16 protein-coding genes are annotated in these 13454 nt (G+C 64.4%); 9 read left to right on the top strand and 7 right to left on the bottom strand.

Translation table 11 applies throughout. From position 1 onward, the window contains the following. The first annotated feature begins 33 nt into the window (after nucleotides 1-33). The 4 genes from rbfA to AO684_RS18860 are packed head-to-tail and all read left to right on the top strand — an operon-like array spanning nucleotide 34 to nucleotide 2679. Nucleotides 34-462 (top strand): 30S ribosome-binding factor RbfA, encoded by a 429-nt coding sequence (gene rbfA, locus AO684_RS18845; protein ID WP_108129874.1) that lies wholly within the window; start codon nucleotides 34-36, stop codon nucleotides 460-462. After that, nucleotides 455-1183: a phosphodiester glycosidase family protein gene (locus AO684_RS18850; protein ID WP_152968472.1), complete on the top strand. Its 729-nt coding sequence runs from the start codon at nucleotides 455-457 to the stop codon at nucleotides 1181-1183. Before rbfA ends, AO684_RS18850 begins: the two co-directional genes overlap by 8 nt. Before the next feature lie 55 nt (nucleotides 1184-1238). Then, nucleotides 1239-2144, top strand: a complete 906-nt coding sequence (gene truB, locus AO684_RS18855) for a tRNA pseudouridine(55) synthase TruB (RefSeq protein ID WP_054304282.1) — start codon at nucleotides 1239-1241, stop codon at nucleotides 2142-2144. A gap of 4 nt (nucleotides 2145-2148) precedes the next feature. Further along, nucleotides 2149-2679: a DUF1643 domain-containing protein gene (locus tag AO684_RS18860; protein WP_108129825.1), complete on the top strand. Its 531-nt coding sequence runs from the start codon at nucleotides 2149-2151 to the stop codon at nucleotides 2677-2679. Here the strand turns inward: AO684_RS18860 and AO684_RS18865 are convergent. Next, nucleotides 2654-3676 carry a calcium-binding protein gene (locus AO684_RS18865; protein WP_054304283.1) on the bottom strand — a complete coding sequence of 341 codons (1023 nt, stop codon included), beginning with the start codon at nucleotides 3674-3676 and terminating at the stop codon, nucleotides 2654-2656. The genes AO684_RS18860 and AO684_RS18865 overlap by 26 nt on opposite strands. 300 nt (nucleotides 3677-3976) lie before the next feature. Here AO684_RS18865 and rpsO point away from each other — a divergent pair, with 300 nt between their 5' ends. Continuing rightward, nucleotides 3977-4246 (top strand): 30S ribosomal protein S15, encoded by a 270-nt coding sequence (gene rpsO, locus AO684_RS18870; RefSeq protein WP_054304284.1) that lies wholly within the window; start codon nucleotides 3977-3979, stop codon nucleotides 4244-4246. A 56-nt stretch (nucleotides 4247-4302) separates the two neighbouring features. Here the strand turns inward: rpsO and AO684_RS18875 are convergent, their stop codons facing one another. From AO684_RS18875 to AO684_RS18885, 3 genes are read right to left on the bottom strand one after another with little or no spacing between them, the layout of a single operon-like run. Beyond that, the gene (locus tag AO684_RS18875; RefSeq protein WP_054304285.1) at nucleotides 4303-5445 is read right to left on the bottom strand and encodes a CCA tRNA nucleotidyltransferase; all 1143 of its coding nucleotides are present in this window, start codon (nucleotides 5443-5445) and stop codon (nucleotides 4303-4305) included. Continuing rightward, nucleotides 5442-6029, bottom strand: a complete 588-nt coding sequence (locus AO684_RS18880) for a CoA pyrophosphatase (RefSeq protein WP_054304286.1) — start codon at nucleotides 6027-6029, stop codon at nucleotides 5442-5444. Before AO684_RS18880 ends, AO684_RS18875 begins: the two co-directional genes overlap by 4 nt. Next, entirely contained in the window at nucleotides 6019-7020 is a 1002-nt protein-coding gene (locus tag AO684_RS18885) for an Hsp33 family molecular chaperone HslO (RefSeq protein ID WP_054304287.1), read from the bottom strand. Before AO684_RS18885 ends, AO684_RS18880 begins: the two co-directional genes overlap by 11 nt. 71 nt (nucleotides 7021-7091) lie before the next feature. Between AO684_RS18885 and AO684_RS18890 the strand changes: the two genes are divergently transcribed. Beyond that, nucleotides 7092-7538, top strand: a complete 447-nt coding sequence (locus tag AO684_RS18890; RefSeq protein ID WP_054304288.1) for an NUDIX hydrolase — start codon at nucleotides 7092-7094, stop codon at nucleotides 7536-7538. On the opposite strand, the gene AO684_RS18895 is transcribed toward AO684_RS18890, so the two are convergent. Continuing rightward, entirely contained in the window at nucleotides 7526-8752 is a 1227-nt protein-coding gene (locus AO684_RS18895) for a PP2C family protein-serine/threonine phosphatase (protein WP_054304289.1), read from the bottom strand. The two genes, AO684_RS18890 and AO684_RS18895, sit on opposite strands and share 13 nt — an antisense overlap. A gap of 211 nt (nucleotides 8753-8963) precedes the next feature. On the opposite strand from AO684_RS18895, the gene AO684_RS18900 reads away from it, so the two are divergent. Next, nucleotides 8964-9293, top strand: a complete 330-nt coding sequence (locus AO684_RS18900) for an Hpt domain-containing protein (protein ID WP_054304362.1) — start codon at nucleotides 8964-8966, stop codon at nucleotides 9291-9293. 7 nt (nucleotides 9294-9300) lie between these two features. On the opposite strand, the gene ilvA is transcribed toward AO684_RS18900, so the two are convergent. Further along, nucleotides 9301-10548: a threonine ammonia-lyase IlvA gene (ilvA, locus tag AO684_RS18905; RefSeq protein ID WP_054304290.1), complete on the bottom strand. Its 1248-nt coding sequence runs from the start codon at nucleotides 10546-10548 to the stop codon at nucleotides 9301-9303. A 36-nt stretch (nucleotides 10549-10584) separates the two neighbouring features. After that, the gene (locus AO684_RS18910) at nucleotides 10585-11310 is read right to left on the bottom strand and encodes a hypothetical protein (RefSeq protein ID WP_054304291.1); all 726 of its coding nucleotides are present in this window, start codon (nucleotides 11308-11310) and stop codon (nucleotides 10585-10587) included. 125 nt (nucleotides 11311-11435) lie between these two features. On the opposite strand from AO684_RS18910, the gene AO684_RS18915 reads away from it, so the two are divergent. Continuing rightward, complete coding sequence (locus tag AO684_RS18915; protein ID WP_054304292.1) at nucleotides 11436-12662, top strand: argininosuccinate synthase; 1227 nt, start codon at nucleotides 11436-11438, stop codon at nucleotides 12660-12662. An 89-nt stretch (nucleotides 12663-12751) separates the two neighbouring features. Continuing rightward, on the top strand, nucleotides 12752-13387 hold the full coding sequence (locus tag AO684_RS18920; protein ID WP_054304293.1) for a CerR family C-terminal domain-containing protein: 636 nt from the start codon (nucleotides 12752-12754) through the stop codon (nucleotides 13385-13387). The last annotated feature ends 67 nt before the right edge of the window (nucleotides 13388-13454 follow it).

The following is a 13454-nucleotide window of genomic DNA, read 5'->3' on the forward strand; positions in this document are numbered from 1 at the left end:
GCGGCGGCGGCGGGGAAGGCTTAGATGGAAGTCATGTCGAAAAACCGCTTCTCCTCGGGCGATGGCCCCTCGCAACGGCAGCTTCGCGTCGGCGAACTGATACGGCGCACGCTTTCCGATGTGCTGAACCGGGCCGAGATCCACGATCCCGATCTGAACCGCATGTCCATCACCGTGGGCGAGGTGCGTTGTTCGCCCGATCTGAAGGTGGCGACGGCCTATGTCATGCCGCTGATGGGATCGGTACCGGTGGAGGATGCGATTGCCGCGCTGGCGCGCAACAAGGCCGAATTGCGCCACCGCATCGGCGGGGCGCTGACGCTGAAATACACGCCCGACCTGCGCTTTCGCCCCGATGCGACCTTCGATCAGCTGGACGAGACGCGGCGCCTGTTCGCCGATGAAAAGGTGCGCCGCGATCTGGACACGCCGGATGAGGGTGACGACGGCGACGATGCTTAAGCTGTTGGCGGCGCTGTGTCTGCTGGCCGTCCCGGCGCTGGCAGAACCGTGCCGACAGACCAGCTTCGAGGGCCTCCCCTTCACGCTTTGCGAGGTGCAGGCTGGCGCCGATCTGCGGCTGTTTCACAGCGATGATGCGGGCGATCTTCTGGGGTCGTTCGGCGCGGTGGATACAGCGCTGGCGCCCGAAGGCAAGGCGCTGGTGTTTGCGATGAATGCCGGAATGTATCACCCTGACCGCGCGCCTGTGGGGCTTTACATCGAGAAAGGGCAGCAGCGGCACGGGATCGTGCTGCCCGCCTCGCGCGGAAATTTCGGGATGCTGCCGAACGGCGTGTTCTGCATCGGCAAGACGCGGTTCGCGGTCATCGAATCGCGGCGCTTCGACAGGGCGCCGCGCGCCTGTCGCTATGCCACACAATCCGGGCCGATGCTGGTGATCGGCGGCAAGCTGCATCCGAAGTTCATTCCGGGCAGCGACAGCACCTATATCCGCAACGGCGTAGGGGTCAGCGCCGATGGCAAGCGCGCGGTGTTTGCCATTTCGGATGCTGCGGTGAATTTCGAAACCTTCGCGCGGCTGTTCCGTGATCAACTCGGCCTGCCTGATGCGCTGTATTTCGATGGCAAGGTCTCGCGCCTTTATGCGCCGGGGCTGGGACGGGCGGATATCGGCTTCCCCATGGGGCCTATCGTCGGGCTGGTGGCGCCGCTGCCTTGACGGCCGCCCCTTTGGACGGATAGCAGGCGGCTTCTCTGGAAGAAGCGGGACGGATATGGCGCGCAGCAAGAAAGGCCGGGCGGTTTCCGGCTGGGTCGTGATCGACAAGCCGGCAGGCATCACCTCGACCTCGGTCGTGAACAAGGTGAAATGGGCGTTTCAGGCGCAGAAGGCCGGTCATGCCGGAACGCTCGATCCGGCGGCGACCGGGGTGCTGGCCGTGGCCTTGGGTGAGGCGACCAAGACTGTGCCCTATATCACCGATGCGCTGAAAGCCTATCGCTTCATGGTGCGGCTGGGGGTGACTACCACCACTGACGATGCTGAGGGCGAACCGCTGGCGACCTTCGACGCGCGCCCCGAAGATGCGGCGATTGCCACCGCGCTGGCGCCGTTCCGCGGTGAGATCATGCAGGTGCCGCCGCAGTTTTCCGCCGTAAAGGTAGAAGGCGAGCGTGCCTATGATCTTGCCCGCGAGGGGGTGGAGATGGATCTGGCAGCCCGCCCGCTGTGGGTGGAAAGCCTCGAGATGATCGCCCGCCCCGATGCCGACCATGTGGAGCTGGAAATGGTCTGCGGCAAGGGTGGCTATGTGCGGTCGATCGCCCGCGATCTGGGGGCGGCCCTGGGCTGCGGCGGCCATGTGGAATGGCTGCGCCGGGTCTGGTCCGGCCCGTTCGAGGCGGACAAGGGCGTAAGCCTTGACGAAATCGAGCGGCTGGCGCGCAGCGAGGACATCGACGCACTGCTGCTGCCGCTGGAACTCGGGCTTGCCGATCTGCCGGAATTACCCGCCACGCCGGAAGGCGCGGCGCGTTTGAAGAATGGCAATCCCGGCATGGTCATCGCCTCGGGGATGGAGTTCGGGGAAACGGCCTGGGCCTCGTATCAGGGAAAGCCGGTGGCGGTGGGCAGCTACCAGTCGGGCGAGCTGCACCCGAGCCGCGTGTTCAACCTGTAAGCCGATGCTGCTGATCCGTCGCCATGCCGAGGCGGGCGTGCAATCGCGCGCCGCCTATTCGCGCTGCGGGCTGTACCGCTACTATCTCAGCCGTCGCTGGGGCGCGGGGCGGTTGATGCTGTTTGTCATGCTCAACCCCTCCACCGCGACGGAACGCAAAAATGACCAGACGCTTGCGCGTTGCGAGAAACGGGCGCGGATGGGCGGGGCCGGTGGCTTTGCCGTGGTGAACCTGTTTGCGCTGCGCAGCAAGGAACCCGCCGATCTGAAACGCGCCGACGATCCGGTTGGCCCGCTGAACGACCGGCTGTTGCGTTGGGCGGCGCGGGTCTCGGGATCGGCAGTCTGCGGCTGGGGCAACCATGGCGGGCTGATGGGGCGCGATGCGGCGGTTCTGGCGCTGCTGCGCGCCAGTGGGGCAGAGGTCGCGCATCTGGGCCTGACCTTCGCCGGGCAGCCGCGCCATCCACTTTATGTGCCGCTGGCACAGACCGTGCAGGCATGGGAAATTACGCCGCCTGCGGAACCAGCCTGATCTGCGACAGATCCAGCCCGGCGCCATTCGCCACGATGGCGAGGGGCTTGCCATCCAGATGCAGAGCTACGTCGCCGGTCCGGGGATCGGCATGCAGTTCCAGCACCGGGTCAGGATGCGCCTCGGGATCGTATTGCACCTCCAGCACATCCTCATGCGCATTGAAATCCATGATCCGCGCGCCGTCGCCTTCCTCCAGCCAGTCGCCCAGACGGAAGGTATCGGCCCCCGATCCGCCGGTCAGGTAATCCTCCGCCCCGGCCACCATCGTATCGTCACCCTGCCCGCCATTGAGGAAATCGGCATCGCCATCCTGGGGCGCCTGCGGGTCATGGCCGATCAGCAGATCATTTCCCGCATCGCCATCCAGCGTATCGGCGCCATAGCCTCCCGACAGGGTATCCTCGCCGTAACCTCCGTTCAGCCAGTCGTCGCCCAGATCGTCTTGCAACAGGTCATTGCCGCTGCCGCCCATCAAAGAATCGTCGCCACGCCCACCTGCCAGCGTATCGGTCCCACCGTGACCGGCGATGAAATCATTGCCACTGCCACCGGACAGCGAGTCGGCCCCCGCCTCGCCGCGCAGCAGATCGTCGCCGGAACCACCGGCAAGCGTGTCATCCCCGCGCCCGCCATAAAGATAATCCTGTCCGGCACCGCCTCCGACCCTGTCATCCCCCCCACGCGACACGATCTGGTCCAGACCGCCCCGCCCATGGATCACATCGTCTTCGGCCCCGCCGGTCAGCGTGTCATCCCCCGGCCCTCCGGTAACCACCGCAGGCGCCTCCGGCGCGGCATCCGCTGAGGGGGCGGCATGCGCGGTGGCCGGGTCGAGTAAATCGCCATGCGCGAAAGAATCACTCTCCGCCGTGTCATCCGGGGGAGAATCCTCGTCATTCGCGGATGGGTCATCCTCCGCCTCCGGTCGCGCGACGAACGCATCCAGCATCAGACCCGCGCTCAAGGCGCCCAGCAACCCGATCAGCCCCAACATGGCCAGTATCCCCACGAACCCCGAAATGCCCGCCCGGCGTTAACCAATATTCCGTGCAAGCCCCTGTCATTGCAGAATATTCAGCGCGCCGATCATGGCACAATCCGGGCAAGCGCGCCACGCGGGCGCGATGGTTTCTTGCAATTTGGTTAAACTGGGAATGATCCGTCCGGGCGAATCCATCTTCCCTTGCGGGCGATTTTCTCCTATACGCCCGCATCCGCCGCAAGGCGGAACCAAGGGCCCTGCTGGACGACATCCCGGCTTGTGCCGTCACACCAACCTGCAAAGGAGATCCCGATGTCGATCACCGTGGAAGAAAAAGCCCGTCTGATCAAGGAATACGCGACCAAAGAAGGCGACACCGGCTCGCCGGAAGTTCAGGTTGCGATCCTGTCGTCGCGCATCGCGACGCTGACCGAGCACTTCAAGACCCACAAGAAGGACAACCACTCGCGTCGTGGCCTTCTGATGCTCGTGGCCCAGCGCCGCAAGCTGCTGGACTACCTGAAGGGCAAGGATGAAGGCCGTTACCAGTCGCTGATTTCGCGTCTGGGCCTGCGTCGCTGAGCTTTCGCACAGCTTAACGGAACGCCCGTGGCCGATGGCTGCGGGCGTTTCGCGTTTCAGGGGGACAGAAGCGCCGTCCGGTCCAGCCGCAGATCCGATTGCAGCCAGCGCGCCTCGATCGCCTTCAACCGCGCGCCCAGCTCCGCCCCCTGATACTGCGACATCAGGTCGGCAGGGCGCACCGGCATCACGGCAGCCGCGCCACGCGCGACCTCGGCCTGCCAGCCCCGCCCGGGCGGATGCCCAAGCATCGCGGCCCGCGCGAGAATGGCATCGGCGGCGAGGGCTTTCAGCCGATAACCCAGCACCGCGGCGCTGCCCCCCTCACGCACCGCAGGCAACAACAGGGCCAGATCGCGGCTCTCCGCCCGCGACAGGCGCCAGCGGTCATCGACCGCTTCGCCACCCAGCACCGCCAGCCGCCGCATCCAGCGTGGCGGTATCCCGGCCTCCAGATGCACCAGCGGCGCCAGCGCAGTCGGGTCAGCGCCGGGCAGAACCCGCTGCAAGATCCCGGCCTGCGCCATGGCTGCGACCGAGGGCGCGGGATCGGGCGCGGCCAGCAGCTTGCGCATCTCGGCCCCGACCCGTTCTGCCGAAAGCGTCTCCAGCCCCTCGGCCAGCACGGCGCAGGCGGCCAGACCATCCGCGTCGATCCCCTGTGCGGGGTCGCCATACCAGGCATGGAACCGGAAGAAGCGAAGAATACGCAAGTAATCCTCGCGGATGCGTTGCTCCGGCTCGCCCACGAAACGCAGCCGCCGCGCCAGCAGATCGGGCAAGCCGCCCAGCGGATCTATCACCTGACCGTCAGGGGCCGCATAAAGCGCATTCATGGTGAAATCGCGCCGCGCGGCATCCTCGGCCACATCGGAGGAAAATGCGACCGTGGCGCGGCGGCCATCGGTTTCCACGTCACGACGGAAGGTCGTCACCTCATGCGGCACGCCCTTGGCAACCACCGTGACAGTGCCATGGTCGATCCCGGTTGGCACCACGCGGAACCCCGCCGCCTCGCACAGCCTGACCACCGTTTCGGGCTGCGCATCGGTGGCGATGTCGATGTCATTTACCGCAGCCCCCAGCAGCGCATTGCGCACGCAACCACCGACAAACAGCGCCTGTGCGCCTGCCCCGGTCAACGCCGCGCAAACTCCTTGCGTTTCCGGCGCGTCGATCCAGGGGCCGGAGATCCTCATGCGAGCCTCTCGGCCAAGCCGCGCAACATCCGCGCCGTAGCGCCCCAAATGTAATAGGGTCCATAGGGCACGACATAATAGCGCCGCCAGACCCCACGCCACATCCGCCGTTCCACCCGGAAATTCGCCGGATCAGCCAGATGCGCCAGTGGTACGCGGAACACCTCTTCCACCTCGCCTGCCTCGGGAACCGGCGTGAAATCGGCGCGAATATGCCCAAGGATCGGCACAACCGTGTAGCCGGTCACCGTTTCATGCGCAGGAAGCTGGCCCAGCACACGCACCAGTGCGGGGTCGAGCCCCACTTCCTCCTGCGCCTCGCGCAAAGCCGCCGCCTCGGCCGAGGCATCGCCCGCGTCGATCTTGCCCCCCGGAAAGGCAATCTGGCCGGGATGGTGCTTCAGCCCCGACGCCCGTTTGGTCAACAGGACCGACGGCCCGCCCGCGCCTTCGCACACAGCGATCAGCACGGCAGCGGGCCGCAGTTTACGGCCCGGCGGCAGCACGGTCCCCGGGTTCAGATCGAAATCCGAACTTTCCCCCGAGGACCGTGCCAGTGCAGCCAGTAGCGCCTCAGGCCCCATCCGGGGCCGCCTTCGGCGCGTCGAAGCCTAGCGTCAGCGGGTCGAACTCGTAGTGCGCGCCGCAGAACTGGCAATCCGCTGTCACGATACCTTCCGGCGTCGTCATATGCCGCAGATCCTTTTGCGAATAGATCCCCAGCGACGAACGCACCTTTTCGGCCGAGCAGGAACAGCCAAAGCGCACCGGCTGCGCATCAAAGACGCGCGGGCCTTCCTCGTGGAACAGCCGCACCAGCAGTTCGGTCGGCGAGACGGCGGGGCCGATCAGTTCCATCTCCTCCACCGTTTCCAGAAGACGGTTGGCGCGAGTCCAGTTTTCACCATCCTCGCCGTCAACAATGTCTTCAGCGGTCAGCAGACCGCCTTCGCCCGAGCCACCCTGATCCGCCGCGAAAGGCGAAGCCTTGGGCATGTGCTGGATCATCACGCCACCGGCCCGCCAATGCGGCGCGCCGCCCGGCGTCTGCACCTGACCATAGGTCAGCGCAAACCGCGTCGGCAGCTGTTCGGACTGCGCGAAATAGGTTTGCGCGCAGTCGGCCAGCGAATTGCCGGTCAGCGGCGTGATGCCCTGATAGGGGGTCATCCCCTGCCCCTGGTCGATCACGATGACGAAATAGCCCTCTCCCAGCAGATCGAAGGGGCGTTCGACTTCGGGCAGATGATCGGGATCGAAATCGGCATAGGCGCGCAGCCGCGCAGGCTCCCCCCCCTCGGTTGGGCCGTAGTAATCGGTCGCCACCATCTTCACCGCGCCGGTGCCGCGGATTTGCAGCGACAGCCGCCAGCGCAGCTTGATTGTCTGCCCGATCAGCGCGGTCAGCAGTGTCGCTTCACTGACCAGCGCCTCGATCTGCGGCGGGTAGGCATGTTGCTTCAGAACCTGCTCCAGAACACCGTCCAGCCGCGCGATACGGCCGCGGATGTCCGACAGGTCGAGTTGAAAGGGCAGGACGGTATCGTCCCAGGCGATCTGTGATCCAATGGTCATGGGGGTTTCCTGAAGGCGCCAGTCTTGGCATACCGCGATCATATAGGCGCGGCAAGCACAGGACCAAAGGCATGATCAGGCGGTATGGCGAAGCAGTGAAGGCAGGTCAACACTATCGGCGGCGCCCCGGCGTCTATGCCGTGCTGCTGGAAGGCGATCAGATCCTCACCACCTTTCAGGAAGACCCGAAGCCCGAGTTCCAGCTTCCGGGTGGTGGCATCGACCCCGGCGAACAGCCCATCGCGGCCCTGCACCGCGAGGTGATGGAGGAAACCGGCTGGAGCATCCGCGTCACCCGCCGCCTCGGCGCCTTCCGCCGGTTCTGCTATATGCCGGACTACGACCTATGGGCCGAAAAGCTGTGCACCATCTATCTGGCGCGTCCAGTCCGCCCCATCGGCCCGCCGACTGAGGAAGGGCACAGTGCAGTCTGGTTGCCGGCGCTGGAGGCGATGGATCTGCTGGGCAATGCCGGTGACCGGGCATTTCTGGCGCGCGCACTGGCTCAGCCCCGGTAATCGAACAGCACGCCCGACACGTCATCCGGAAAATCACCGCCTCCGGCATGCGCGTTCAGATTCCAGACCAGCGCCTCCAGAAGCGCGGGGCTGTCGAGCTGCCCATTGTCCCGCAGTATTCGCATCAGCCCCTCGTCACCCAACTCCTCCCCCTCTGGTGTCGGGCATTCCGTAACACCGTCCGATACCAGAAACAGCCGGTCCCCCGGCGCAAGCTGCGCCTCGACCCGCTGGAAGGTCACGTTTGGCAGCAAGCCGATCGGCGGCCCGCCCGCACCCAGCAGTTCGATCCCGCCCCCCGCCCGCAGGATCAGCGGATAGGGATGCCCAGCCTGCACAAGTTGCAGCCGCCCGCTGGCCAGATCAACCTCGGCATAGGCCATGGTAAAATACTGATCGACCTGAATTTCCTCCAGCATCATACGGTTGAACCGCGCTGCCACCATTTCCGGCGGCCAGGCGTCGCGCCGCCCGTCCAGACCGCCTGTCAGCGCGATGTTCTGGTCAGGCGAGGCCCCGGAAAGCACCCCCGCCAGCCGGGCGGTCATCAGCGCAGAAGCCACGCCATGCCCCGACACGTCCACGGAATAGAGCGCCACACGGCGGGCACTGATTTCGAAGAACCCGGCAAGATCACCGCCCACATGACCGGAGGGCTTCATAAGAATCGACGCCGCCCCTCGCCCGAAATCGCGATGACGGTCCCGCACCAGCGTCTGTTGCAGCCTGCGCGCCTCGATCAGATCCCGGTCGAGCGAATCATAGAGCTTCTGCAATTCATCCAGCGTCGCCCGGATCAGCCGGTTCTTTTCCACCAGTTCGGCCTGCATGCCCAGAATGCGCTGCCCCGCCCGCAGCCGCGCGTGCAGTTCATCCGCACTGACCGGCTTGGTCAGAAAATCATCTGCCCCGCCATCCAGCCCGTCCGCCACCTCGCCTTTCTCGGATTTCGAGGTCAGCATGATGAAATAGCCGTAGCTTTCGTGCGGCAAAGCCCTGAAAGCCTTGCAAAACTCCAGGCCCGACATGCCCGGCATCACCCAGTCGGAGAGAACGATATCAAAAGGGGTTTCGCGCGCCAGCCGAAGTGCCTCCTCCCCGCTGCCTGCTTCCGTCACCATATAGCCCCAGCGTTGCAGCGACATGGTCAGGATGCGGCGCTGTGCGCGGCTGTCGTCGACCACAAGCACCTGCCCGCGCCTGCCCGCCGCCATCAGATCACCTGTGAAAAGAGAACTGCTCTGGTTCACACGCTGTCTCCACCCAAAAACAGCGGCAGTTTCGGCAGCCCCTCTTAAGATGGTGTGAAACCTAAAATGCGCGGAAACTCGTGTGATTTCCTAACTGCTTGTTAAGCGCCGCCCGCGATCCTGATCTGGTGGGATGTGGAAGCGTCGGCCGGTCTGGCCGCATTCGGGGTATATCATGATTGACTGGAGCAGGGTTGCGGAACTGCAATCCGAAGTCGGGGAGGACGGCTTTGCCGAAGTGGCGGCGCTGTTTCTGGAAGAAACAGACGAGGTCGTGGCCCGGCTCCGCGCGGGCGAGGTCACACAACTGCCGCGCGACCTTCACTTCCTGAAAGGCAGCGCGCTGAATTTGGGGTTTCGCGATCTGGCATTACGTTGTCAGGAAGGGGAAAGGATGTGCAACGCCGGGGCAAGCGGGGCCGTGGATCTGGCCACCCTGATCCGGCTTTACATCGATTCCAAAGCCGCCTTCTCGAACGGTCTGGCCCGTCATTCCGCCGCCTGACGGCCGGTCACACCAGAAATTCGGCCAGCGCCTCGTCGCCGGTGATATCCCGATAGGCAAAGCCCGCCGCATCAATCCGCGCGGTCAGCGCGTCGAAATTCCCGGCGCTGCTGGTCTCGATCCCGATGAGGACCGATCCGAAGTTGCGCGCGGATTTCTTGAGGTATTCAAAGCGGCTGATGTCGTCATCCGGGCCAAGCATCATCAGAAACTCGCGCAGGGCTCCGGGGCGCTGCGGCATGCGCAGGATGAAGTATTTCTTCTTGCCCGCAAACCGCTGCGCCCGTTCCTTCACTTCAGGCAGGCGTTCGAAATCGAAATTCCCGCCCGAGGTGACGCAGACCACGGTCTTGCCGCGAATCTCCTCCGCCAGCACCGGCAGCACATCGACCGACAGCGCCCCGGCAGGTTCCAGCACGATGCCCTCAACGTTTAGCATCTCCAGCATGGTGATGCAGATGCGATCCTCTGGCGCCAGCAGCACCTGCGCCGGATCTGCCCATTTCAGACAATCATAGGTATGCGTACCCAGACGCGCCACGGCCGCCCCGTCGACAAAGCTGTTGACACGCGGCAGCGTCACCGGCCCGCCCGCCTCCAGCGCCGCACTCAGGCTCGCGCCCCCCAGCGGCTCCACAAAGCGGAAGGCAACGCCGGGCGCGGCTTCACGCAGATAGGTGGTCACGCCCGAGGCCAGCCCGCCCCCGCCGACCGGCAGGATCACCAGATCTGGCGCGGCCCCCAGTTGATCCAGCAGTTCAACCGCAACGCTGGACTGCCCTTCGATCACATCTGGATCGTCAAAAGGCGACAGGAAATGCGCGCCTTCCTCGGCGCAATACTTTTGCGAGGCGGCAAGCGTCTGGTCGAAATAGTCGCCGGTCAGAACGATGCGCACCGCATCGCCGCCGAAAGTCCGGGTCTTGTCGATCTTCTGTTGTGGCGTGGTCACCGGCATGAAGATCGTGCCACGCACCCCGAAATGCCGGCAGGCATACGCCATGCCCTGCGCATGGTTACCGGCGCTGGCGCAGACGAAATGTCCCTGCCCCGGATCTGCCGCCCGCACCTTGCGCATGGCATTGAATGCCCCGCGCAGCTTGTAGCTGCGCACCGGCGTCAGATCCTCGCGCTTGAGATAGATTTCCGCCTCGTAGCGATTGGACAGGTGGTCATTACGCTGCAACGGCGTGACCGCAAACAGGTCACGCAGGGCTTCGGTGGTCAGACGGGCTCGGCTGGTAAAATCGCTCATGCGCCGATTAGACCCGTCCCGCCGGGATTGGCAAGCTCAGACCAGTCTGCGCTTTTCGATGTAATGGCCGTACAGCGTGGTCAGGATCGACACGCCCACCATCATCTGCACCCAGCCAGTGGTCAACGTCCACAGAAGAGCAGGGATCGAATCCGGCCGGAACAGCGCTTCCGGCACGCCCAGCAGAATGCTGAACACAGCCAGCAGCAACGCCAGCCCAAAGAAAACCCCGGTTTCCCCATGGGTGGCCTTCCAGCCCTCGTTGAAGCCGATGTTCTGCCCCATGGCGATGGCCGGGAGCGGGATGCTGAGCCGCAGCATCACCATGAAGACGGGAACCATGATGAACAGCGAGGCGATCATCGCTCCTGCCAGCGGGCCTGCCAGCATGACGCCCAACGGCATCATCAGCATACCGGCCACAGCGCCCACTGCAACAACCACCAACCCGATCAGCAGCGAGCGGCCAAGATAGCGCAGAATCTCGTTGCCGTGAAACGGCGGCAGCAAACTGGTGCCGCCCTCGCCTTTCAGCACGAAACGATGCCAGGCAACAGCGATCCACAACGAAAACACCAGCGCGACGACAACAATCAACAGCATTTTCGCCGGGTTGGCCTGCATCGTCTCACCCGAGGTCACGCCCATTGCCACGACAATCATCATCTGCACGATGTAAAGCAGCCCGGAAATGCGCAGCGCATCGGTCAGGTTGCCGAACACCTGCCGCACCGAATGGGTGAAAATCTGCCACGCCTTCATCTTTCGCCTCGCCTGTTGCACGCGGCGATTGAGTCAGCTTGCCCCGGCAGAGTCAAGCAGACCAGCCCGCTTGCCCTTGCGGTCATTTGCCTTTAATCGCTGGCGAAACCGCGAGGGAGCGTTTCATGTCCAAGCCCAAGAAAGTCGTGCTGGCCTATTCCGGCGGCCTCGACACCTCGATCATCCTGAAATGGCTGCAAACCGAATACGGCTGCGAGGTCATCACCTTCACCGCCGATCTGGGTCAGGGCGAAGAGCTTGAACCCGCCCGCGCCAAGGCCGAACTGCTGGGCATCAAGCCCGAGAACATCCATATCGTCGACGTGCGCGAGGAATTCGTGCGCGATTTCGTCTTTCCGATGTTCCGCGCTAATGCGGTGTATGAGGGGCTTTACCTGCTGGGCACGTCCATCGCGCGGCCGCTGATTTCCAAGCATCTGGTGGAAATCGCCCATGCCCATGGCGCGGATGCCGTGGCCCATGGCGCGACCGGCAAGGGCAACGATCAGGTCCGGTTCGAACTGTCGGCCTATGCGCTCGACCCGTCGATCAAGGTCATCGCGCCCTGGCGGGAATGGGATCTGACCTCGCGCACCAAGCTGATCGAATTTGCGGAAGCGAACCAGATTCCGATTGCCAAGGACAAGCGCGGCGAAGCGCCGTTCAGCGTGGATGCGAACCTGCTGCACACCAGCAGCGAAGGCAAGGCGCTGGAAAATCCGGCCGACGAGGCGCCAGATTACGTTTATCAGCGCACCGTTTCGCCCGAGGAAGCCCCGGATACGCCCGAGTACATCGAAGTCACCTTCGAAAAGGGTGATGCCGTCGCGATCGACGGCGAGGCGCTGTCGCCCGCAACCATCCTGACCCGCCTGAACGAACTGGGTGGCAAGCATGGCATCGGGCGGCTGGATTTCGTGGAAAACCGTTTCGTCGGCATGAAGTCGCGCGGCATCTATGAAACCCCCGGCGGCACCGTGCTGCTGGAAGCCCATCGCGGGATCGAGCAGATCACGCTCGACGCAGGTGCGGGCCACCTGAAGGATTCGATCATGCCGCGCTATGCGGAACTGATCTACAACGGCTTCTGGTTCAGCCCCGAACGCGAGATGCTGCAAGCCCTGATCGACAAGTCGCAGGAGCATGTCACCGGCACTGTCCGGCTGAAGCTTTACAAAGGCTCGGTCCACTGTGTCGGTCGCTGGTCCGAACATTCGCTGTACAGCGAAAAGCATGTCACCTTCGAGGAAGACGCTGGCGCCTATGATCAGAAGGACGCAGCAGGCTTCATCCGGCTGAACGCCCTGCGGCTGAAGCTGATCGCCACGCGCAACGCCCGCGTCGCCAAGTAAAATTGCCGTTTCGCGGCAAGGCCCGCCCTTTCGGGGGCGGGCCTTTTTTCGGACTTGTGATTTAATCAATCGTTTGATTAAATCGCTGCATGACTCAGGATGATCCCCCTGCCGGCACCCGTGCCGATCTGATCGCCGCCGGGCTGCACCTGTTCGGGCAGCAGGGCTTCGCTGCCACGCCGACACGGGCCCTGGCGGCGCTTGCCAAAACCAATGTCGCCTCCATCGCTTATCACTTCGGCGGTAAGGAGGGCCTGCGCCTTGCCTGTGGGGCCGAGGTCGCGCGGCGCATCGGGCAGGTCGCCGGACCGCCCGCAACAGAACTGCCCGCCACCCGACGCGATGCGCTGGACCGGCTGGAGGCGATGCTGCGCGCCATGGTGGTTTTCCTCACCCAGGGGCCGCAGGCACAGGATACAGTGGCTTTCATCCTGCGCGAACTTTCCGAAGGCGGCCCGGCTTTCGATCTGGTTTACGACGCCTTCTTCCTGCCCAAGCACCGCGAGCTTTGCGCTCTGGCGGGTATGGCCACCGACCAGCCCGCCGAAGCCGAGGAAACCCGGCTTCTGGTGTTTTCACTGCTGGGACAGGCGGTCTACTTCCGCATCGGTCAGCCCGTTATCTGCCGCCGGATGGGCTGGACCGGCTATTCCGCCGCCGAAACCACCGCCATCGCCGACCGTCTGGCCGCCAACATGCGCGCCATCCTGAGGAGCCAGCCATGAGCCTGATCTGCGCCGTTCCGCTGTTGTCTGCCCTGTTTGCGGCCTGTGATATGCCACCGCCTTTTGC

This window comes from Gemmobacter sp. LW-1, from assembly GCF_001303875.1.
Classification (GTDB): Bacteria; Pseudomonadota; Alphaproteobacteria; order Rhodobacterales; family Rhodobacteraceae; genus Gemmobacter; species Gemmobacter caeni.